At 72.8% G+C, this 22218-nt stretch carries 16 protein-coding genes and 1 pseudogene; 11 read left to right on the top strand and 6 right to left on the bottom strand.

Annotated features, from left to right (window positions below; genetic code table 11):
• The first annotated feature begins 16 nt into the window (after nucleotides 1–16).
• From ACFY5B_RS07815 to ACFY5B_RS07835, 5 genes are all read left to right on the top strand, one after another.
• Complete coding sequence (locus ACFY5B_RS07815) at nucleotides 17–1816, top strand: S8 family serine peptidase (RefSeq protein WP_389966016.1); 1800 nt, start codon at nucleotides 17–19, stop codon at nucleotides 1814–1816.
• Between the two features lie 290 nt (nucleotides 1817–2106).
• Nucleotides 2107–2754: a ScbR family autoregulator-binding transcription factor gene (locus tag ACFY5B_RS07820; RefSeq protein WP_344463333.1), complete on the top strand. Its 648-nt coding sequence runs from the start codon at nucleotides 2107–2109 to the stop codon at nucleotides 2752–2754.
• Nucleotides 2755–2809: 55 nt separating this feature from the next.
• Nucleotides 2810–3994, top strand: coding sequence for a damage-control phosphatase ARMT1 family protein (locus ACFY5B_RS07825; protein WP_389966019.1), 1185 nt, complete (start codon nucleotides 2810–2812; stop codon nucleotides 3992–3994).
• A 140-nt stretch (nucleotides 3995–4134) separates the two neighbouring features.
• Nucleotides 4135–6303, top strand: coding sequence for a germacradienol/geosmin synthase Cyc2 (cyc2, locus tag ACFY5B_RS07830; RefSeq protein ID WP_389966022.1), 2169 nt, complete (start codon nucleotides 4135–4137; stop codon nucleotides 6301–6303).
• 347 nt (nucleotides 6304–6650) lie between these two features.
• Nucleotides 6651–7211 carry a PDZ domain-containing protein gene (locus ACFY5B_RS07835; RefSeq protein ID WP_389966025.1) on the top strand — a complete coding sequence of 187 codons (561 nt, stop codon included), beginning with the start codon at nucleotides 6651–6653 and terminating at the stop codon, nucleotides 7209–7211.
• Between the two features lie 9 nt (nucleotides 7212–7220).
• Here ACFY5B_RS07835 and ACFY5B_RS07840 read toward each other — a convergent pair whose 3' ends face one another.
• Nucleotides 7221–7976, bottom strand: a complete 756-nt coding sequence (locus tag ACFY5B_RS07840) for a phosphodiesterase (RefSeq protein ID WP_389966028.1) — start codon at nucleotides 7974–7976, stop codon at nucleotides 7221–7223.
• Between the two features lie 183 nt (nucleotides 7977–8159).
• Here ACFY5B_RS07840 and ACFY5B_RS07845 point away from each other — a divergent pair, with 183 nt between their 5' ends.
• Genes ACFY5B_RS07845 through ACFY5B_RS07855 form a run of 3 tightly spaced genes read left to right on the top strand, consistent with a single transcriptional unit; the run spans nucleotide 8160 to nucleotide 11074 of the window.
• Entirely contained in the window at nucleotides 8160–9287 is a 1128-nt protein-coding gene (locus ACFY5B_RS07845) for an aminopeptidase P family protein (protein ID WP_389966030.1), read from the top strand.
• A gap of 46 nt (nucleotides 9288–9333) precedes the next feature.
• Entirely contained in the window at nucleotides 9334–10323 is a 990-nt protein-coding gene (locus ACFY5B_RS07850; protein ID WP_389966464.1) for an aminoglycoside phosphotransferase family protein, read from the top strand.
• 40 nt (nucleotides 10324–10363) lie between these two features.
• On the top strand, nucleotides 10364–11074 hold the full coding sequence (locus tag ACFY5B_RS07855; RefSeq protein ID WP_389966033.1) for a hypothetical protein: 711 nt from the start codon (nucleotides 10364–10366) through the stop codon (nucleotides 11072–11074).
• 12 nt (nucleotides 11075–11086) lie between these two features.
• Here ACFY5B_RS07855 and treZ read toward each other — a convergent pair whose 3' ends face one another.
• Complete coding sequence (treZ, locus tag ACFY5B_RS07860; protein WP_389966036.1) at nucleotides 11087–12832, bottom strand: malto-oligosyltrehalose trehalohydrolase; 1746 nt, start codon at nucleotides 12830–12832, stop codon at nucleotides 11087–11089.
• 173 nt (nucleotides 12833–13005) lie between these two features.
• Between treZ and ACFY5B_RS07865 the strand changes: the two genes are divergently transcribed.
• Nucleotides 13006–13557 carry an FHA domain-containing protein gene (locus ACFY5B_RS07865; RefSeq protein ID WP_389966039.1) on the top strand — a complete coding sequence of 184 codons (552 nt, stop codon included), beginning with the start codon at nucleotides 13006–13008 and terminating at the stop codon, nucleotides 13555–13557.
• A gap of 238 nt (nucleotides 13558–13795) precedes the next feature.
• Nucleotides 13796–15142, top strand: coding sequence for a M14 family zinc carboxypeptidase (locus ACFY5B_RS07870; protein WP_389966041.1), 1347 nt, complete (start codon nucleotides 13796–13798; stop codon nucleotides 15140–15142).
• 180 nt (nucleotides 15143–15322) lie between these two features.
• Here the strand turns inward: ACFY5B_RS07870 and ACFY5B_RS07875 are convergent, their stop codons facing one another.
• Together ACFY5B_RS07875 and ACFY5B_RS07880 are read right to left on the bottom strand one after the other, a co-directional pair.
• Nucleotides 15323–16573, bottom strand: coding sequence for a M14 family zinc carboxypeptidase (locus ACFY5B_RS07875; RefSeq protein WP_389966044.1), 1251 nt, complete (start codon nucleotides 16571–16573; stop codon nucleotides 15323–15325).
• A gap of 110 nt (nucleotides 16574–16683) precedes the next feature.
• Nucleotides 16684–17144: pseudogene (locus ACFY5B_RS07880) on the bottom strand (dihydrolipoyl dehydrogenase); the annotation flags it as partial.
• 73 nt (nucleotides 17145–17217) lie between these two features.
• Between ACFY5B_RS07880 and ACFY5B_RS07885 the strand changes: the two are divergent.
• Nucleotides 17218–17490 carry a hypothetical protein gene (locus tag ACFY5B_RS07885; protein WP_389966047.1) on the top strand — a complete coding sequence of 91 codons (273 nt, stop codon included), beginning with the start codon at nucleotides 17218–17220 and terminating at the stop codon, nucleotides 17488–17490.
• Nucleotides 17491–17492: 2 nt separating this feature from the next.
• Here ACFY5B_RS07885 and treY read toward each other — a convergent pair whose 3' ends face one another.
• A complete protein-coding gene (treY, locus tag ACFY5B_RS07890; RefSeq protein ID WP_389966050.1) occupies nucleotides 17493–19862 on the bottom strand; it encodes a malto-oligosyltrehalose synthase in 2370 nt (789 codons plus the stop codon).
• Nucleotides 19863–19970: 108 nt separating this feature from the next.
• Nucleotides 19971–22121 (bottom strand): glycogen debranching protein GlgX, encoded by a 2151-nt coding sequence (glgX, locus tag ACFY5B_RS07895; RefSeq protein WP_389966053.1) that lies wholly within the window; start codon nucleotides 22119–22121, stop codon nucleotides 19971–19973.
• Between the last annotated feature and the right edge of the window lie 97 nt (nucleotides 22122–22218).

Below are 22218 nucleotides of genomic sequence, written 5' to 3' on the forward strand. Positions count from 1 at the left end.
ACGAAAGGCAACGACCGTGCGTACCTCCCCAGAGCTCAGACGGAAGCTGATATCCGTCGCCGCCGTCTCCGCCGCACTGCTGACCGCAGCCCCCGCCTCGGTCGCCGTCGCCCAGGAGTCCGCTCCCCGCCCGGCCGCGGTGCCGGCCGCCCAGACCGAAGCGGCCCCCGGCATCCAGGCCGAGCGCCTCATCGTCGGCTACAAGTCCGACGCCACGGAGGCCAAGTCCAACAAGGCCGCCGCCGCCGACGCCGCCGCAAAGGCCGAGAAGACCGGCGAGGAGATCGACTTCCAGCGCCGCCTCGGCACCGGCGCCGCCCTCGTCGAGCTGGGCGACCAGCCCGACCGTGCCTCCGTCGCCGACGTCGTCGCCCAGTACAAGGCCGACCCGCAGGTCGCCTACGTCGTCCCGGACCGCCTGAACAAGCCGACGGCCGTCACGCCGAACGACACCGAGTACGGCAAGCAGTGGGACCTGTTCGAGTCGACCGCGGGCATGAACGTCCCCGGCGCCTGGGACACCACCACCGGCAGCGGCGTCACCGTCGCCGTGATCGACACCGGCTACGTGGCCCACTCCGACCTGGCCGCGAACATCGTCGGCGGCTACGACTTCATCTCCGACACCGCCGTCTCCGTCGACGGCAACGGCCGTGACAGCAACCCGGCCGACCCGGGCGACTGGTACAACGACAACGAGTGCGGCCAGGGCATCGCCGCCTCCACCTCCTCGTGGCACGGCACCCACGTGGCCGGCACCATCGCCGCCGCCACCAACAACGGCAAGGGTGTCGCCGGTATCGCCTACGGCGCGAAGATCTCGCCGGTCCGCGTCCTCGGCAAGTGCGGCGGCTACGACTCCGACATCATCGACGCCATCACCTGGGCGTCCGGCGGCACCGTCTCCGGCGTGCCCGCCAACACCAACGTCGCCAAGGTCATCAACATGAGCCTCGGCGGGGGCGGCGCCTGCTCGTCCGCGACCCAGAGCGCCATCAACGGCGCCGTGAACCGCGGCACCTCGGTCGTCGTCGCGGCGGGCAACGAGAACCAGAACGTCTCCAACGCCTCCCCGGCGAACTGCAACAACGTCATCGCCGTCGCCGCGACCAACCGCGCCGGCAGCCGGGCCTCGTACTCCAACTACGGCTCGCTCGTCGACATCGCCGCCCCCGGCGGTGAGACCCGCACCTCCACCGCCAACGGCATCCTCTCCACGCTGAACTCCGGCACGAAGACGCCGTCGAGCGAGAACTACGCCTCCTACCAGGGCACCAGCATGGCCACCCCGCACGTCGCGGGCCTCGCCGCGCTGATGAAGTCGGCCAACTCCGCCCTCACCCCGGCGCAGATCGAGTCGGCCATCAAGGCCAACGCCCGCGCCCTGCCCGGCACCTGCTCCGGCGGCTGCGGCGCGGGCCTCGCGGACGCCGCCAAGACGGTCCAGGCCGTGAAGGGCGGTTCGTCCACCGGCACGACCTTCTCCAGCACCACCGCCGTGGCCATCCCGGACAACGGCGCGGCCATCGAGTCGCCGATCACCGTCACCGGCCGCAGCGGCAACGCCCCCTCCGCCCTCCAGGTCGGCGTGGACATCACCCACACCTACCGCGGCGACGTCGTCATCGACCTGGTCGCGCCGGACGGTTCGACGTACCGCCTGAAGTCCGCCGCGTCGGACTCGGCCGACAACGTGAACACCACGTACACGGTGAACGCCTCCGCCGAGGCGGCCAACGGCACCTGGAAGCTGCGCGTCCAGGACACCGCGGCGCAGGACACGGGCACCCTCAACGGCTGGAAGCTGACGTTCTGATCCTTGTGATCCTCCTTCGGGAACTCTGAACGAGGCGGGCCACGGAGCGGGCGGGCCGGCCGGTGCGGATGGGGCACCGGCCGGCCCGCCTTTACGTTTGGCCCCACATCCCCCACAGTTAGATACCGAACGCGCTGTTTTCTTTCACCAGTTGCGCTTGTTTTGCCGGATGTGCACCCGCACTCCGGCACACTGGTGTGATGAGCGCCGTCTCAGGGTGAGTTATCGTGTACGGGGGGTAAAAACAAACGGCATGACCCGTTCATTTCCGTCCCGGGAGAGTTCAGTCGATGGCGAGGCAGTTGCGAGCCGAGCAGACCCGCTCGACGATCATCACGGCCGCCGCTGACCTGTTCGACCGTCGCGGCTACGAATCGACCAGTCTCAGCGACATCGTGGAGCACGCTCACGTCACCAAGGGTGCCCTCTACTTCCACTTCGCGGCGAAGGAGGATCTCGCCCACGCGATCCTCGAACTCCAGTCGCACACCGCCCGCCGACTGGCGACGGAGACCGACAACCGCGGCCACACCTCTATGGAGGCGCTGATGCGCCTCACGTTCGGCATCACCCGCATGTCCGTCGAGGACCCGGTGCTGCGGGCCGGGCTGCGGCTCGCCACGGGCGGGATCCGGCCCAGGCCGCCCCTGAGTCACCCGTTCACCGAGTGGCTGGACATCGTCACGGCCCGGCTCGTCGGCGCGGTCAAGGAGTCCGACGTGCACCCCGACATCGATATCGACGTCGTGGCCCACTCGTTGGTCTGCTTCTTCGTCGGCACCCGCGTCGTGGGCCGTTCCCGCGAGCCGGTCGCGCGGCAGCCCCGCCGGACGGCCGAGATGTGGAACATACTCATTCGCGGCCTGGTCCCGGTCACCCGCCGGGCCCGCTATCTGAGCCTGGCGGCGCGCCTGGAGCGCGAGATCGCCCCCGTGTGACCGGAGGGCGGGAGGCTCGGCCCGCGCGAGGGGCGCGCGCGTTACGGTGAGGCCCATGCCCGACACCCCCTCCGCACCCGTGCTCCTCGCCAACCAGCCGGGCGGCTTCCCCCACAGTGTGCTGGCCGAGCGGCACCCCGCGATCATCCAGCAGGTCCGCGAGGCCTTCCCGTACGGACCGGCGCAGCACCGCGCCCTCGACGAACTGCTCGCCAACTGCACCGAGGGCCAGATCGAACCCCTCCCCGCCGACGCGCACGACCAAGACCACTGGGAGGCCTGGGGGCTGCGCGAACACACCGGACGCTCCTGGTTCGACGTGCCGTGGCTGTGGTCCGAGAGCTGGTTCTACCGCCGGCTGCTCCAGGCCGTCGGTTACTTCGGCCAGGGTCCCTGGCAGGGCATCGACCCCTTCCGCCCGTTCAAGCTCGCCGAACTCGACTCCGCCGAGACCGACCAGGAACTCGCCGCCCTCGACGACCTCGCCGACCGCCCCGCCGCCGAACAGGCACAGGCCCTGCTGCACGGCTCCCTGTGGGGCAATCGCGCCGACCTCGGCTTCCGCCTCTCCGCCGAAGGCGCGCGGGCCGCGGACGCCGCGCCCGGCCTGGTCGCCGACGACAGTGACCGGCTCTGGTCGCTGCTGGACGGCGCCGACGGGGGCACCCTGTGCCTGGTCGCCGACAACGCGGGCCGCGAACTCGTCCCCGACCTCCTCCTCGTCGCCCACCTCCTTCGAACCGGCCGTATCGAGCAGGCGGTCCTGCACGTCAAGCCCTACCCCTACTACGTCTCCGACGCCACCACCGCCGACGTCGTCGACGCGCTGCGCCGGCTGACCGGCGCGGGGGGAGCGGCCGCCGCGTACGGGCGGCAGCTGTGGTCCGCCCTGGCCGACGGCCGCCTCACCCTCCGTGCCCACCCCTTCTCCAGCGCGCCGCTGCCGTACGAGGAGATGCCCGGCGACCTGCGCGCCGAGTTCGCCTCGGCCACGCTCACGATCGTCAAGGGCGACCTCAACTACCGCCGCCTGGTGGGCGACCGGCTGTGGGCCCCGACGACCCCCTTCCCGGACGTCACGGCTTACTTCCCCGGCCCGGTCGCCGCCCTGCGCACGCTCAAGTCCGACGTGATCACCGGCCTCGACGCGCACACCGAGACCGCCCTGGTCGCGGCGGAAAACCAGCGCTGGCGCACCAGCGGCACGCACGCGCTGATCCAGGTACGGGGCGCCCGGTAAGCGGTGAGGGCAAAGCCGCGGTCGGCGGACGAACGCCGCAAGTCCCGGTCATGACTCCCGCGTTGGCCCCGATTCACGCGATAGTGTGATCATGTCCGGTCCGGTGGATGTCACTGCGGGCCTCCGGGTAGGGCCCGGCCATGACGCAGCCGTTCGAACTCCCGCACTTCTACATGCCGCACCCCGCGCGGCTGAACCCGCACGTCGACGAGGCCCGGGCGCATTCGACCGGGTGGGCGCGCGAGATGGGCATGCTGGAGGGATCCGGCGTCTGGGAACAGGCCGACCTCGACGCGCACGACTACGGCCTGCTCTGCGCGTACACCCACCCCGACTGCGACGGCCCCGACCTGTCCCTCATCACCGACTGGTACGTGTGGGTCTTCTTCTTCGACGACCACTTCCTGGAGATGTACAAGCGCAGCCCGGACCGTGCCGCCGGCAAGGCCCACCTGGACCGGCTGCCCCTGTTCATGCCGTTGGACCTGTTCGCTCCCGTGCCGGAACCCGAGAACCCGGTCGAGGCGGGCCTCGCCGACCTGTGGGCGCGCACGGTGCCGAAGATGTCCGAGGGGTGGCGCCGCCGCTTCGCCGTGGCCACCGAGCACCTCCTCAACGAGTCGATGTGGGAGCTGTCCAACATCAACGAGGGGCGGATCGCCAACCCCGTCGAATACATCGAGATGCGCCGCAAGGTCGGCGGCGCCCCCTGGTCGGCGGGGCTCGTGGAGTACGCGACCGCCGAAGTGCCCGCCAGCGTCGCCGGGACCAGGCCGCTGAGGGTGCTGATGGAGACGTTCTCCGACGCCGTGCACCTGCGCAACGACCTGTTCTCCTACCAGCGCGAGGTCGAGGACGAGGGCGAGAACAGCAACGGCGTGCTCGTCCTGGAGACCTTCTTCGGCTGCACCACCCAGGAGGCCGCCGACACCGTCAACGACATCCTCACCTCCCGCCTCCACCAGTTCGAGCACACGGCGTTCACCGAAGTGCCCGCCGTGGCCCTGGAGAAGGGTCTGAGGCCGGACGAACTCGCGGCCGTGGCGGCGTACACGAAGGGGCTGCAGGACTGGCAGTCCGGCGGCCACGAGTGGCATCTGCGCTCCAGCCGCTACATGAACGAGAACGCGCCGCGCGGTGACGGCCCGTGGCCGGGATGCTCCGCCATCGGCGCCTCCGCCGCCGACGTCCGTGCCCTGCTCGCGTCGGCCGGTGCCGAACGGCGGCTGCGCTCGTACACCCACGTGCCGTACCAGAAGGTCGGGCCGTCGCGGATCCCCGACATCCGCATGCCGTTCCCGCTGGAGCTCAGCCCGCACCTCGACAACGCCCGCAGGAGCCTGCGCGACTGGGTGGAACGCATGGGCATCCTCGCCGAGGGCGTCTGGGACGAGGACAAACTCCGCGCCTACGACCTCGCGCTCTGCTCGGCCGGCCTCGACCCGGACGCCACGTCCGAGGCCCTCGACCTGAGCGCGCAGTGGCTCGCCTGGGGCACCTACGGCGACGACTACTACCCACTGGTCTACGGCCACCGCCGCGACCTCGCCGCCGCCCGGCTGACCACGGCCCGCCTGTCCGACTGCATGCCGGTCGACGGCGAGGAGCCCCCGCCGCCGGTCAACGCCATGGAACGCGGGCTGGTCGACCTGTGGGCGCGCACCACCGCCGAGATGACGCCCGAGGCGCGGCGCACGTTCAAGGACGCGGTCGACAGGATGACCGAGAGCTGGGTGTGGGAGCTGTCCAACCAGCTCCAGAACCGCGTGCCCGACCCGGTGGACTACCTGGAGATGCGCAGGGCGACCTTCGGTTCCGACCTCACCCTGAGCCTGTGCCGGAGGGGACACGGCCCGGCCGTGCCGCCCGAGGTCTACCGCAGCGGGCCGGTCCGCTCCCTGGAGAACGCCGCGATGGACTTCGCATGCCTCCTCAACGACGTCTTCTCGTACCAGAAGGAGATCGAGTTCGAGGGCGAGATCCACAACGCGATCCTCGTGGTGCAGTCCTTCTTCGGCTGTGACTACCCGACCGGGCTCGGCATCGTGCACGACCTGATGAGCCAGCGCATGCGCCAGTTCGAGCACGTCGTCGCACATGAACTTCCCATCCTCTACGACGACTTCCGGCTCTCGGCACAAGCGCGCGCGGCGATGGGGGAGTACGTGACGGACCTGCGCAACTGGCTGTCCGGGATTCTCCACTGGCATCGGGAGGTGGACCGCTACAAGGACGCGTGGCTGTCCCGGCGCGCCCACGGCTTCCTCCCGGACCGGCCACCCGCCGTACCCGTGCCCTTTCTTCGCTGAGGCGGCGACGTCCCGGCCGGAAGAGCACCCTGGCCGTGTTCCTTCGCTGAGGCGGCGACGTCCCGGCCGGAAGGGCACCCCGGCCGTACCCCTTCGCTGAGGGCGGCGATCGCCCGGCCGGAGCGCCACACCGCCCGGGCGCCCTGCCTGCTCCACGGCTTGTATGGCGTCCGGCGACCCGGGTGCGATACGAGCCGTGTCCGCGTTCGGCGCCGTCCCTGGCCGCCCCGGCCCTCGGTCAGTCTCACTCGTTCGTGGCTCGTCGGCCGCCGATGCTCCGGGTAGAGCACCTGCCGAGATCGCTCCGGGATCCGCCGGAGCCGATCGGCACCATGCGGAGGCGAGCCATGGAACAGACCGCGCTGCGACCCAAGCCGATGCCGGGACAGGACCCCGACGGGGCCGCGCCGGCGACGGGGCCCGGCCCGTCACGGCCGCGCCCCGTCGCCGCCCGGCGCCGGGGGAGGCGGCTCCTCGACGTCCTGCTCGCCGGGTTCGCCGGCGCGGTCCTGGTGCTGTCCGGGATCGGCCTCGGGGCGATGGGGACCACGGTCCTCGGCAAGGGCGGACGCCTCGACCCACGCGGGTGGCACCTTCCGTCATCTCCCGTTGCCTCACCCGCCTCCGCTCCCTCGGCGCCCACCGCCGCCTCCCTCGGCGTTCAGGTCATGGACGCCCGCAAGCCGGGGGCCGTGGTCGTGGCACTGCACGTCCCCGGGCCGGCCCAGGCCGCCGGTCTGGTGCGCGGCGACGTCCTCCTCGCCTTCGGCACGACCCGGATCGACACGGCCGCCGATCTGGTCCGGGCCGTCGCCCGCGCCCGACCGGGCTCCGAGGTCAGGCTGACGGTCCGGCACCGCAGCGGCGGCTACGAGCAGCTGACACTCGTACCGGCCGTCGCCGCGTGAGCCGCGCCCTCACGGCACGACGCGGAAGTGGCTCGTGAGCCGGCCCGAGCCGTCCAGGACGTGGAGGGCGAACCCGGGCGGCGCCTCCCGGTCCGCGATCTGCCGGCCCTCCCAGGGCAGCCGCAGCGTCCAGGTCACGCCGGGCCCGACGACCAGCGGCCGCCCGGCGAACGTGGTGGCGGCGGGGGTGTGGGCGTGGCCGGTGATCAGCCCGGCGATCTCGGGCCGGCGGGCCAGCAGACCGGCCAGCCGGCCGGGGTGCCGGAGCGGGTAGGAGTCGGGCAGCGGGTGGTGCAGCGTCACCGGCGGGTGGTGGAGGGCGAGCAGGGCCGGGAGCCCGTCGTCGAGTTCGTCGAGGGCCGACTCGATCCAGTCGTACGTCTCCTCGTCCAGCTCCCCGTCGTCGCGGCCCGGGATGCTCGAGTCGCACATCAGCACCGCGCCGTCGTCGAAGACCTGCACACTGTTGACCGGCCCCTCGCCCCCGGGCCGGTCCAGCAGCGCCTTGCGGTAGGGCGTACGGCTGTCGTGGTTGCCGGGGCAGGTCAGCACCGGGAACGGGGCGTCACCGGCGCGCAGCCCCAGGATGCGGGCGGCCTCCTCGTACTCGGGTTCCGTGCCATGTTCCGCGATGTCCCCCGTCACCAGCAGCGCGTCCACGGGGCCCGGTAGCTCCCAGAGGCGGTCGCGCACCCGCTCGGCGCGTTCCGTGGCCCGCGCGCTCCCGTCCAGATGCAGATCGCTGATGTGTGCCAGTACCAGCACCGTCGTACGCCCCCCTCGGCCGAAAGCTAATGGAAGAGCTGCATCAAAACATTAGACCTAATGCCATGGCAATCCACTGCCGTTAGGCAGGTCGCGGGGTGAATGCCCGCAGACCGCTCGCGCTGCCCCCTTCGGCCGGGCAGGATGCTGCCCGTAGCCCCTTCGCCCGCCTGGGAGGCCCGGATGACCGGAAGCACGGCAGCGTCCTTCACCGCCGACGACTACCGGTCCCGCATGGAGCGCGCCGCGCGGACGGCCGCCGAGGCCGGTCTCGCGGGCCTGCTGATCGCCCCGGGACCGGACCTGGTGTGGCTCACCGGCTACACGCCCCCGGCGGTCACCGAGCGGCTCACCCTGCTGGTCCTCGCGGCGGGGCAGGACCCCGTCCTGGTCGTCCCCGCCCTGGAGGCCCCGGACGCGCACCGGGCGGCCGGCGCGGCCGCGCTGACCCTGCGCGACTGGACCGACGGCAAGGACCCCTACGCCGCGACCGCCGCCCTCCTGGACACCTCCGGCCGGTTCGGCGTCAGCGACAACGCCTGGGCCCTGCACCTGCTGGCCCTCCAGCGGGCCCTGCCCGGCAGCTCCTACGCCTCGCTCACCGAAGCCCTGCCGATGCTGCGAGCCGTCAAGGACGCGGCGGAACTGGACCTCATGACGGCCGCGGGCGCCGCCGCCGACGCGACGTTCGAGGAGATCCGGAACGTCCCCTTCGCCGGACGCCGGGAAGCCGAGGTCGCCGCGGACCTCGACCGGCTGCTGCGCCGGCACGGACACGAACAGGTCGACTTCACCATCGTCGCTTCGGGCCCGAACGGCGCCGACCCGCACCACGAGGCGGGCGAGCGCGTCATCGCCCGGGGCGACATGGTCGTCCTCGACTTCGGCGGCCTGCGGGACGGCTACGGCTCCGACACCTCCCGCACCGTCCACGTCGGCGAACCCACCGACGAGGAGCGCCGCGTGCACGACGTCGTGCGCGAGGCCCAGGAGGCCGGCTTCCGCGCGGTGCGGCCCGGGGCGGCCTGCCAGGACGTGGACCGGGCCGCCCGCCGGGTCATCGCCGACGCCGGCTACGGCGAGTACTTCATCCACCGCACCGGTCACGGGATCGGCGTCACCACCCACGAGCCGCCCTACATGATCGAGGGCGAGGAGCGGCCCCTCGTGCCCGGCATGTGCTTCTCCGTGGAACCGGGCATCTACCTGCCCGGCCGGTTCGGTGTCCGCATCGAGGACATCGTGACCGTCACCGAGGACGGCGGGCGGCGCCTGAACACCACCACGCGCGAGCTGGTCATAGTGGAGTGAGGCCCCGATGTCCCCAGCACGCCTCCCGAACGGCAACGGCGCGACCATGACCCAGGCACCCACACCCACCGCGGACACCGTCCGCCGGCTGGTCCAGTCCCTCCTCGACGACGCCAAGGACGGCAGGAACGCCAAGGACGCCAGGAGCGGCAGGGGCGGCAAGGAGAACCGGCAGGGCGGGAGCGGCCCAGGCCCCGACGTCCGGCCCGCCACCTCGGATGCCGAACCCGTCACCTGGTGGGTCGGCACCCGCCACGTCCTGCGCCTGGCCCCCGACCGGGAGGCCACCCTGCGCCAGCGCCGCGAACTGCGCCTGCGCGACCTCGTCCGCCCGCACGTCCCGATGGCGGTGCCGGTCAGCGTCGCGCACGGCGAGTGGGCGCCCGGCCTGAGCTACACGCTGGACACCAAGGTGCCCGGCGGCTCGGGGGAGGAGCACGACGTGTCCGCCGTCGGCGAGGCCGACCTCGCCGGGCTCCTCACGGGCCTGCGCGAGGTGCCGGTCCGGCAGGCCGAGACACTCGGCGTGCCGCGTGCCGCGCCGCGCTCCCTGGAAGCGCTGCGCCGGGCCGCCGTACGCGCCGCCGAACGCCTCGCCGGCGCCGACGAGTTCGACCCCGCCCGTCTGAACCAGCTCACCCCGCCCGCCGCGTCCCAGCTCGCCGCGCAGCCCGGTTCGGCGGTCCTCACCCACCACGCGCTCACGGGCGGCCACCTCGTGGTCAGCGCCGACGGCAGGGTGCGCGGCGTGCTCGGCTGGGCGGGCACGGCCGTCGGTGACCCGGCCGAGGACATCGCGGGTCTCGCTCTCGCCGTCGGCTCACCCGCCGCCGTACGCGCCGCCACCCTCGCCGGCTACGGCGCCCGCCCCTGCCTGCGCGGCCTGTGGCTCGCCCGCTGCGACGCCGTAGTCCATCTCGCCGACGACCTCACCGGCAAGGACGCCACCTTGCTGCGGACCCGGCTGCGCCGCGCCTGGGAGCCGATCCTGCTGGAACGGGTGACGGACCTGGGGGACGCGGACGACGCCCTGTAGCAGGCCGGGCGGCGCAGGTGCGCAGGGCTATCCTCCGCTCATGAAGCGCACCACCGCGGCGGGCATGTCCCTGCTGACCATCGCCGCCGTCATCTCGCTGGCCGGCTGCTCCGCCACGGCCACGGAATCCATGCCCGGCGCCACGGCTTCCCCGAAGCGGCAGCCGACCCCGGCGCAGCGGGTCACCGCGCTCCTGGTCGCCCGGGCCGACCTCGGCACCGGTTGGTCGGTGCGGGAGTTCGACCCGACCAAGGGGAAGTCCGTCTTCGCCAGGTCCGCGCGGGAGATCACCGGCGACGGGCCCTGCATACCGCTGGCGGCCATGACACACCAGTTGCCCCTGGGCAGGCCGCAGGCCTTTCTGAGTCGCGTCGTCTCGACCGAGGAGGCGCCCGGCACCCGGATCTACGTCACCCTCGCCACCTACGACCAGGGCATGGCGATGACGGCGATGGACACTCTCCTCGGCGACGCCGTGCAGGGCTGTTCCCTCGGTTTCACCGTCAAGGCGAACGGCCACGGCGAGCTGTACTACCCGTTCGAGCCGGAGGAGACCCCCGACGCCGGCGACGAGGCCCTCGCGTACCGCGGCATGATCACGGAAAAGGGCGGCGGCTCCCGGCCGATCCGCACCACCGTCGTACGCCACGGGGACGAGATCGCCGTCTACACCGCGGTCGGCGGCGCCTACATCGCGAGGCCGGCGCTCCTCACGCCCGTCATCGAGGCGCAGGACGCCAAACTCCCCTGACGCGCCGGGCGCTCACTCCTGCAGCAGCACCACCGCCGACTCCCCGGGCAGCCGCACCACCCCGTCCGCCCCGGGCCGGTCCACCGGCTCCCACGCGGCCAGCACACGCGCGTGGGGCACACCGAGCGGCAGGGGCGCCTCCTCGGAGGCCAGGTTCACGGCCACGAGGACGTCCCCGCGCCGGAAGGCGATCCAGCGGCGCTCCTCGTCGTGGGCCACCTTGGTGTCGGCGAGGTCGGGGTCGGTCAGGTCCGGCTGCTCGTGGCGCAGGGCGAGGAGCTGCCGGTACCACGCCAGCATGCGCGCGTGCGGCTCGCGTTCCGGCTCGGACCAGTCGAGGCAGGAACGGTCCCGGGTCGCCGGATCCTGCGGGTCGGGAACCTCCTCCTCCTTCCAGCCGTGCGCGGCGAACTCCCGCCGCCTGCCCCGCCGTACGGCGTCCGCGAGCTCCGGGTCGGTGTGGTCGGTGAAGAACTGCCAGGGCGTGCCCGCCGCCCACTCCTCGCCCATGAAGAGCATCGGGGTGAAGGGCGCCGTCAGGATCAGCGTGGCCGCGCACGCCAGCAGTCCGGGGGAGACCAGGGCCGAAAGCCGGTCCCCCTGGGCGCGGTTGCCGATCTGGTCGTGGGTCTGCCCGTAGCCGAGCAGCCGGTGGCCGGCCACCCGCGTGCGGTCCAGCGGGCGCCCGTGGTGGCGCTCCCGGAAGCTGGAGTACGACCCGTCGTGGAAGTAACCGCCGGTCAGGGTCTTGGCGAGGCCGCCGAGCCGAGCTTTCGCGAAGTCGGCGTAGTAGCCCTGCGACTCGCCGGTCAGGGTGGTGTGCAGGGCGTGGTGGAAGTCGTCGTTCCACTGCGCGTGCAGCCCGAGGCCGCCCTCGGCGCGGGAGGTGATGAGCCGCGGGTCGTTCAGGTCCGACTCGGCGATCAGGAACAGCGGCCGGTCCGTCTCGGCGGCCAGGGCGTCCACGGCCGTCGACAGCTCCTCCAGGAAGTGGCACGCGCGCGTGTCCACCAGCGCGTGCACCGCGTCCAGGCGCAGACCGTCGATCCGGTAGTCGCGCAGCCACGCCAGCGCGCTGCCGATCAGGAACGCGCGCACCTCGTCCGAGCCGGGCGCGTCCAGGTTGACCGCGGCGCCCCACGGCGTGTGGTGGGTGTCCGTGAGGTACGGACCGAAGACGGGCAGGTAGTTGCCGGACGGCCCGAAGTGGTTGTGCACCACGTCGAGCACCACGCCCAGGCCGAGTGCGTGGGCCCGGTCGACGAAGCGTTTCAGCGCCTCGGGCCCGCCGTACGGCTCGTGCACCGCCCACAGCGAGACACCCTCGTAGCCCCAGCCGTGCGTGCCCGGGAAGGGGCACAGCGGCATCAGCTGAACATGAGTGACGCCCAGTTCGGCGAGATGACCGAGCCGCTCGGCCGCCGCGTCCAGGGTGCCCTCGGGGGTGTACGTCCCCACGTGCAGCTCGTACAGCACCGCGCCGGGCAGCGGCCGTCCCTGCCACGCCGCGCGCCACGCGTAGCGCTCGTGGTCGACGACCGCGCTCAGCCCGTCCGGGCCGTCCGGCTGCCGCCGCGAGCGCGGATCGGGCAGCACGGGCCCGTCGTCCAGCGCGAAGCCGTAGCGGGACCCCTCGCGCGCCTCGGCCTCGCCCCGCCACCACCCCGCCCGCTCCGGATCGCGCTCCAGCGCGTGTATGACGTCGTCGCACCGGAGCGTCACACGACCGGCCTGTGGTGCCCACACCTCGAACTGCACGGACGGTTCCCCTTCGTCTGTTCACCGTGATGTAGCCCGTCCATGGTGCGTCAAAAGAGATCAATCCGCTGGTGCATCCACCCATTTGCGGCGGGTCTACCCGGGTACGCGCGCGTGGCGGCCGATTTCCCGTTTTCTGGACAGCCCGGCCGCGCTGCCCGACAATCACCAGCGTGACGTCGTCCTTCGAGTTCAACACGTCCCCCGCGCGGCTCTCCGACGCGGAGCGCGACCGGGTGCTGAAGGTGCTCCGCGACGGCGTCGCCGTGGGCCGTCTGTCCCACGACACGTTCGTCCACCGCATGGAACTGGCGCTCGCCGCCCGCCGCCCCGACGAACTCGCGGCGCTCACCGCCGACCTGCGCACCGAGAGCCGCCTCTCGCGCCTGGTGTTCGGCACCGTCGAGGCCGTCTCCGGCTTCTCCCTGCGGCTGCGCAGGGCATGGCAGGCCGAGCGGCTGCCCAAGCTGCAGCTGCCCCACCCCTCGCTCGGCCATCCGCTGCGCATAGGCCGCGATCCCGCCAGCGGACTGCGCCTCAACCACGAGACCGTCTCCCGCGTGCACGCCGAACTCCGTCACCAGGGCGGCCTGTGGGTTCTGCGCGACCTCGGCTCCACCAATGGCACGACGGTGAACGGCCGGCGCGTCGTCGGCGCGGCCGTCGTCCGCGAGGGCGACCAGGTGGGCTTCGGGCGGATGACGTTCCGGCTGTCGGCCGGGTGACCTTCCGGCTGCCTGCCGGAGGCGATCCGGCTGTCGGTCGGACGGCGGTCCGGCTGTCGGCCGGGTGACCGGAAACGGAACCACGCCTCGGCTCTGGCCTGGTCCTTACGGAAGGCGGGTCCCGGGAGGTTGGCCGAAATCCCGTCGCGGTCCGCTGCGTTGACGGTGTTGACGTTCCCCTGAAGTCGTGACTGACTGTGCGTACACCATCTACACCTGGTGAAGCGACGGCACCGCATTGGGGAGGTGTGCCCTGCCGCCCCTGCTGCGCTACCCGACCGTCGACGAACTGGGTGCCCGGGCCGCCGCCCTCGTCGCCCGCCATCCCCGTGACGCCAGGCTGCGCCGGGTCGGCACCTCCCGCGCGGGCTCCCCCATGTGGCTGCTCTCCGTGGGGCACGGCAGCCGTCAGGCGCTGGTCGTGGCCGGCCCCCACGCCAACGAACCGGTGGGCGGTGCCACCGTGCTGCGACTGGCCGAGCGGGCCCTGGCCGACCCGCGGCTCACCGAGGGCGCCGACGCCACCTGGAACCTGCTGCTGTGCCTCGACCCGGACGGGTCGCGCCGCAACGAGGGCTGGCTGCCCGGCCCCTACACGCTCGGCCACTACATCCGGAACTTCTTCCGGCCCGGCTTCCTGGAGCAGCCCGAGTGGCTGCCCGACGGCGCGGCCGGGGCCGCCCTGCCGGAGACCCGGGTCCTGCTCGACCTCCAGGACGAACTGCGCCCCTTCCTCCAGTGCTCCCTGCACGGTGTCGACATCGGCGGCGGCTTCGTCGAGCTCACCCACGACCTGCCGGGCCTCGACCGGCGCCTGGCCCACATCGCCGCCCGGCTCGGCATACCGCGCGAACTCGGTGCGTACGACGCCCTGTACTGGCCCGGCCTCGGGCCCGCCGTCTACCGGATCCCGCCGCCTCGCCGGGCCGATCTGGTCGCGGCCATCACGGAGGCCGCCGTCGAGTCCACGTGGTTCCACCCGTACCGGCACGGCACCGTCACCGCGGTCGTCGAGGCGCCCATGTGGGGCGTGACGGCCGTGGCGGACGGCTCCCCGCCCACGGACCGGGACGCCGTGCTCCGGGCCGTCAGCCGCACCCTGCGCCACGACTCGGGCCTCCTGCGGCAGCTCCTGGCCCGGATCCGGCCGCACCTCGCCACCGTGCCCGACGCGGCCCGCCTCCTCGCCCCGGTCGGCGACTACCTCCTGGTCTGCCCCGGCCTCGCCGACGCCTGGGACCCCGACACCGGCGACAGCCCGGCCCACCCCCTCCCGCCCCTGAGCACGGCCCACCTGGTCGCCCTGCGCATCTCCGGGCGCCGGCTCGCGCTGCGCACCGCGGGACTGCTGCACCAGCTCGTACGGGCCGCCGGCCGTGACCCGGCCGGGGTGCTGACGGAGCTGGACCTGCTGATCGACCAGTGGTGCGCGGAGTACCGCGACGACTGCGGGGCGCGCTGGATCCCGGTGGCCCGGCAGGCGGAGTACCAGGCCCGTGTGGTGCTCGCCGCGTTCGAACTGGCCGGACGGCACGACCGCGCGTGCTCCGGTCCGGGCGAGCCGGTGCCGATGCGGCGGGACTGAGCCAGGGCCGTGCGACCGTGCCTGAGTGCCTGAGTGCCTGAGTGCCTGAGTGCCCGAGTGTCAGTGCCAAGTGCCAGGTGGTAGACGCCCGGTGCCCCATACCCGGTGCCCAGGTGTCCGGGACGCCGCCGCCCCGCACGGCCCCTACGGCGCTGCCGCTACGACGCTGCCCCTACGGCGCTACGACGCCCTCTCGCGCGCGTGCAGCGCCGCCGCGACGACCGTGCGGGACTGGTGCTCCACCTGGTGCTCCAAAGGCACCCAGCGGGCGCGGAACCGTTCCGCGAAGGCGTCGCTCCAGCTCGAGACGAGCCCCTCGAGCTGCTTGGCCGCCTCGTCGTCGGTCCCGCGCAGCACCCGCAACAGCATCGCCGCCGCCCGCAGCGGCACGCGGCGCGCGAACGCGTCCACGCTGCCGACGTACGCCCGGGTGAGGTCGGCGGGCGGGGTGTGCAGCAGGTCGGAGGCCAGCCCCGGCACCAGCTCGAGACCCCATCGGGCGGCCCGCAGCAACGGGCCGTCCAGGTCCGCCAGCCGGGGCAGCGCATGGTCGAGCACACGCGTCACCTCCAGCGCGTCCCGCTGCAGCCGGCGGGCCAGCAGCCCGATCGCCGCCGCCGGAGCCGGATGCGGAGCCGGGTCGTCCACCAGGTCGCTCGCCCACATCGGCACTTCGACCACCGCGGTCAGCCCGCCGTACCGGTGGGCGTGGTACCAGGTGCTGTGCCGCGCGTCGTCCGGCAGGCTCGGGTACGCCGGCCCGATCCCCGGCGCCGGCATGACGTGCACGCCCGGCCCGGACGCGGGCCAGCCGGCGGCGTCGGAGGCGCCGGTCTCCACCGGGATGTGCAACTCGGCCGCCGACTTCGCGAACGGCTCCGCAAGCCCGGGCACGTCCCTCGTCAGCTGCACCCAACTGCCGCCCAGGTCCGTGCCGTGCAGGGTGACCTGGAGGTAGGGGCGCAGCTCGTCGATGACACCCGTCAGAGCCCGGGTCTCGGGCGGCAGCCGGTCCGGCGGCAGCAGGGACGGCGCCCACTCGGGCTGCTCCGGGCCCGCGGGCCGGAAGAACCCGAGGTGGTAGTCGAACAGGCTGCGCGGCGCCGGCGTCACGTGCAGACTCGCCCCGTCGGGGTCCGCGCACAGCAGGAAGTGCCAGGAGACGCCGTCGCGCAACTCCCGCTGCTCCAGGACCCGCCGGGCGACCGCCAGCAGGGTGCAGGAGCCGGTCGGCTCGTTGGCGTGGGCGCCCGCGACCACCAGTACGGCACGGCGGGCTCGGCCCACGGACAGCAGGTGCAGGGGCCTGCCCGCGCGTGAGGCACCCACCTGCCGCAGGGTGCACACACCGGGGCGCTGAGCGGTCAACGCCCGGGCAGCTGAGACCTGTTCGGTCACCGTCGGGTAGCGCAGCTCCGGCAGGACACTCACCCCCGTCACATCCGCCCGAGTTCGCCATCGCAGTACCCCACGGCCATGGTGCGGTGTCAAGGGCGCGACGGGGTGGTCCCCGGGGGGCGCCCGGAAGCATGACTCGTCGCCTACTGCTGGTGCAGCCCTCGCCCCGCCAGGTTGAGGAACACCTCGCCGACCGCCTCGGACAGGGCCGGGTGCGGGTGGATGTGCCGGGCCACGTCGGACGGCTCGGCGTCCCGGCCGACGACCAGCCGGCTCTCGATGATCATCTCCGACACGTGCGGACCCACCAGATGCACGCCGAGCACCCGCCCGCCGGCCTCGGTGACGACCTTCACCATCCCGCCCCGCCCGTGCACCATGCCCTTCGCCACGGCCGTCAGCGGCACCCGCGCGCGTCCGTGGCGAGCCCCGCCGCGGCCATGTCCAGGCCGTCGGTGACCGGGACCCGCCCGCCCGCCACCAGCAGCCGCTCGGCCTCCACCGTCAAGGTCTCTCCCCGGGCGTCGCGCACACGCGCCCGCACCCCGTCGGCGAGGACCTCGGCGTCCAGCAGGCGGGCCCCGGCCCGGACGCCGATGCCGCGGAAGCCCGTGGTCCGCGGGGAGCGTTTCCTCGACTGGGCGTGCGGACGCGCGGGCTTCACCCCGCGCACCGCCGTGTTTCACCGAGCACACCTCGACGGCGGTGCGGATGGCCGTTGCCGGGGGCGGCGTCTGGCCGCCCACCTCGTCCGCGAGGCGGTCGGCGCCGGCTGCGTCGTCCTCACTCCCGCCCCCGCCCGCAGGCGCGCCCTGACGGTCTTCTCGCGCCTGCCGCCGGCCGGCGCGGCGCAGAGGTTCGTCGACCTGCTGCGGACGTCCTGGCCGCGCCCGCGAGCCCCTCTGCCGGTGTACGAGGTCTGCCCTGAGGACGACTCGGCGGTCGTCTGAACTCAGTCGCCCACCCTCTCCAGCAGCGCCACCGGCAGCCCCTCGAACAGCTCCGCCACGCGCGCGTGCCCCGAGAACGCGCGCCCCGGCTCCAGCACGTCCGCCCAGCGGCCCGGCGGCAGCGGCAGCCGCGTGTCCCGCCAGCCGCCGGCCTCCGCGAGCCGCAGGGACAGGCGGGTCACGGCCGTCAGCACCTCACCGGAGCGGACGAACGCCAGGCAGTGCGCGGCCGCCGGTCCCTCCGCCGGCAACGCCATGTACGTCGCCGTGTCACCGAAGGCGCCGGGCCGCCGGGCCCGCAGTCCCAGCGCCGCCTTCGTCACCGCCGTCTTCTCCCCGGAGGTGCCGCCGGACTCCGCGGGCGGGAAGTCCACCGCCCGCCGGTTGTCCGGGTCGACCAGCGCCCGGTACTCGGCCTCCGTGCCCTGGTAGACGTCCGGGACGCCCGGCATCGTCAGCTGCACCAGGGCCGTGCCCAGCACATTGGCCCGGATGTACGGCGCCAGCGACTCCCGGAACGCGGCGACCCGCTCGCCCGGCGCCCCGCAGGGCCCGGCCGCCACGAACCGCTCCACCGCCTCCTCGTACGGCGGCTCCTGCTCGGTCCAGCTCGTGTACAGGCCCGCCTCACGCACGTGCTTCAGCAGCGCCCCCTGCACCCGCTCCCGCACCCCGGAGGCCGGCCCCAGCCCGAACACGGTCTGCCAGGCCGCCCACGCCAGCTGCGCGTCCGGCACACCCTCGCCGGTGCGGGTCACCTCCGCGAGCACGTCCGCGAAGCGGTCCGGGCACTCGGTGAGCACGTGCAGCGCCGCCCGGACATCCGCACTGCGCTTGGTGTCGTGGGTCGTGGCCACCGTCCCGGTGACGGGCCAGTCGCGCTGCACGCGCGCGCAGTACGCGTGGAACTCCTCCGGTGACAGGGCTGGGGAGCCCGGGTTCCCGCCCACCTCGGTCGCCGACAGCAGCGGCACGTACCGGTAGAACGCCGTGTCCTCCACCGACTTGGCCCGCAGCGCCGAGGAGGTCTGCGCGAACCGCGTCCGGAACTCCAGCTGGGCCGGCTCGTCGCCGTACCGTCCCAGGACCAGGTCCCGCACCACGTCCACCGCACCGGCCTCCTCGGGCACGGCGAAGGCGTGCCGGGCCTCGGCGGCGGCCTCTTCGGTGACCACGGACGCCGCGTCGGAGGACTCGTAGGGCCGGTAGACCTCCAAGCGGACGAGAAGCTCCTGGAGCGCGGTGCGCAGCGCCCAGGGGGCGCGGTCGCGCAGCGCGGGCTCCGGGGAGGTCGCGCACAGCCGGCTCGCCACCCGGGTGAGCCGGTCGGTCTCGGTCGCCAGCTCGTGCGTGAGGACCTTGTACGCCGCCCTGCGCACCGTCGCGTCCCACTGCCCGCCCCGGTCCGTCTGCGGGGCCGCGAAGCGCCGGTACCGCCCGAGCAGGTCCCCGAACCCGGCCGGGTCGGTGAACACCCCGTCCACGTGCCGCAGCGCGTCGTAGCCGGTGGTCCCCGCGACGGGCCAGGACGCCGGCAGCCGCTCGCCGTCGGCGAGGATCTTCTCCACGACCGTCCAGCGGCCCCCGGTCGCCTCGTGCAGCCGCCGGAGGTAGCCGTCGGGGTCGGCGAGCCCGTCGGGGTGGTCGATGCGCAGCCCGTCGATCACGCCCTCGTGCAGCAGCCCGAGGATCTTGTCGTGGGTGGCCTCGAACACCTCCGGATCCTCCACCCGCACCCCGATGAGTTCCGAGATGCTGAAGAACCGCCGGTAGTTGAGCTCGGTCCGGGCCAGCCGCCACCACACGGGGCGGTACCACTGCGCGTCCAGCAGATGCGGCAGCGGCAGGTCCTCGGTGCCCTCGCGCAGCGGCAGGACGTGGTCGTAGTAGCGCAGCACGTCACCGTCGACGCGCAGCTCGTCGAGCACCTCGCCCAGCGGCCCGCCGAGGACCGGCAGCAGCATCTGCCCGTCCTGCGCCTCCCAGTCGATGTCGAACCAGCGCGCGTACGGCGACTTCGGGCCCTCGCGCAGTACGTCCCACAGGGCGCGGTTGTGGCGCGGGGCCATGGCCATGTGGTTCGGGACGATGTCCACCACCAGGCCGAGACCGTGCTCGCGCGCGGTGCGTGCCAGCGCCCGCAGCCCCTCCTCGCCGCCCAGTTCCTCGCGCACGCGCGCGTGGTCGACCACGTCGTAGCCGTGCGTCGAACCCGGCACCGCCTCCAGGACGGGGGACAGGTGCAGGTGCGAGACGCCGAGCGAGGCCAGGTACGGCACGGCGGCCGCGGCTGCTCCGAAGGGGAACTCTGGCTGCAGCTGCAGCCGGTACGTGGCCGTGGGCACCACCGGGTCAAGTCGCTCAGGTGTCATGGAGACGTACGTACCCGCCCTGCCGCCGTTCGTGTCATCCCCCGCGCCAGGTGCGCCGCGCGTCGCCCGGACGAGTGGCTTTCCGGACGACGCGCACGCGCCGGGCGGTCACACGGGCCGCTGCAGCACCGTCATGCTCCGGTCGGTCAGGGTCAGCCGGTCCCCGGCCTGCACCTTGGCGCCGGTGTCCGACGGCACACCGTCCGCGAGGGCGGTGTCGACCACGACCTCCCACTGCCGCCCGTGGTTGACCGGAACCACGAAGTCCAGCGGCTTGGGGGAGGCGTTGAACATCAGCAGGAACGAGTCGTCGGTGATGCGCTCCCCGCGCGCCCCGGGCTCGGAGATCGCGTTGCCGTTGAGGAACACCGTCAGCGCCGACGCCTGCGCCGAGTCCCAGTCCCGCTGGGTCATCTCCCGGCCGTCCGGGGTGAACCAGGCGATGTCGGACAGGTCGTCGTGCGTGCCCTCCACGGGCCGTCCGTGGAAGAAGCGCCGGCGGCGGAAGACCGGGTGGTTGCGGCGCAGCCACACCATGGCGCGCGTGAAGGCCAGCAGATCTGTGCTCGCACCGCCCTGCGCGTCCTCACCGCCCTCGGTGTTCTCGTCGTTCTCGGGCCATTCGACCCAGGAGATCTCGTTGTCCTGGCAGTAGGCGTTGTTGTTGCCGCCCTGGGTGCGGGCGAACTCGTCGCCGTGGCTGATCATGGGCACGCCCTGGGAGAGCATCAGCGTCGCGATGAAGTTCCGCATCTGCCGCGCCCGCAGCCGCAGCACGTCCGGGTCGTCGGTCTCGCCCTCGGTCCCGCAGTTCCAGGACCGGTTGTGGCTCTCGCCGTCCCGGTTGTCCTCGCCGTTGGCCTCGTTGTGCTTGTCGTTGTAGGCCACCAGGTCGTGCAGAGGGAAGCCGTCGTGGCAGGTCACGAAGTTGATCGAGGCCAGCGGGCGGCGCCCGTCGTCCTGGTACAGGTCGGAGGAGCCGGTCAGCCGGGAGGCGAACTCCGCGAGGGTGCGCTGCTCGCCCCGCCACAGGTCGCGCACGGTGTCCCGGTACTTGCCGTTCCACTCCGTCCACAGAGGGGGGAAGTTGCCCACCTGGTAGCCGCCCTCGCCGACGTCCCACGGCTCGGCGATCAGCTTGACCTGCGAGACCACCGGGTCCTGCTGCACCAGGTCGAAGAACGACGACAGCCGGTCCACCTCGTGGAACTGCCGGGCCAGCGTCGCCGCCAGGTCGAAGCGGAACCCGTCGACGTGCATGTCCGTGACCCAGTACCGCAGCGAGTCCATGATCAGCTGGAGCACGTGCGGGGACCGCATGAGCAGGGAATTTCCTGTCCCTGTCGTGTCCATGTAGTAGCGGGGGTCGTCCGTGAGCCGGTAGTAGCGGGAGTTGTCCAGGCCCTTGAAGGACAGGGTCGGGCCCAGGTGGTTGCCCTCGGCGGTGTGGTTGTAGACCACGTCGAGGATCACCTCGATCCCGGCCTCGTGCAGCGCCTTCACCGCCGACTTGAACTCCAGCACCTGCTGGCCCCGGTCGCCCCAGGAGGCGTAGGCGTTGTGCGGGGCGAAGAAGCCGATGGTGTTGTAGCCCCAGTAGTTGTTCAGGCCCATGTCGACCAGACGGTGATCGTTCACGAACTGGTGTACGGGCATCAGCTCCAGGGCCGTGACCCCGAGCTCGGTGAGGTGCTCGATGATCGCCGGGTGCGCGAGGGCGGCGTAGGTGCCGCGCAGCTCCTCCGGGAGGCCGGGGTGGCGCATGGTGAGGCCCTTGACGTGGGCCTCGTAGATCACCGTGTGGTGGTACTCGGTGCGCGGGCGCCGGTCGTCGCCCCAGTCGAAGTAGGGGTTGACCACGACCGACGTCATCGTGTGCGGAGCCGAGTCGAGATCGTTGCGCCGGTCGGGATCGTCGAAGTGGTAGCCGTAGACCTCCTCGCCCCAGTTGATCGAGCCGCTGATCGCACGCGCGTACGGGTCGAGCAGCAGTTTCGCGGAGTTGCAGCGCAGCCCGCGCTCCGGGGCGTACGGGCCGTGCACCCGGAACCCGTACCGCTGCCCCGGCATGATGCCGGGCACGTACGCGTGCCGCACGAAGGCGTCGCTCTCCCGGAGCTCGATCGCCGTCTCCGAGCCGTCGTCGTGCAGCAGACACAGCTCTACTCGGTCCGCGGCCTCCGTGAAGACCGCGAAGTTGGTACCGGCGCCGTCGTACGTGGCACCGAGTGGATACGCCTCGCCAGGCCAGACCTGCATGGATACGACTCTTTCAGGTGTGCGGCGCCGGTGGGGACGCCTTGGTCCCGAGTCTCCCCGAAAGTGAGGGAACCTCCTATGACTTATCTCCCTCTTA

It is taken from the genome of Streptomyces sp. NPDC013187 (assembly GCF_042899705.1).
Classification (GTDB): Bacteria; Actinomycetota; Actinomycetes; order Streptomycetales; family Streptomycetaceae; genus Streptomyces; species Streptomyces hawaiiensis_A.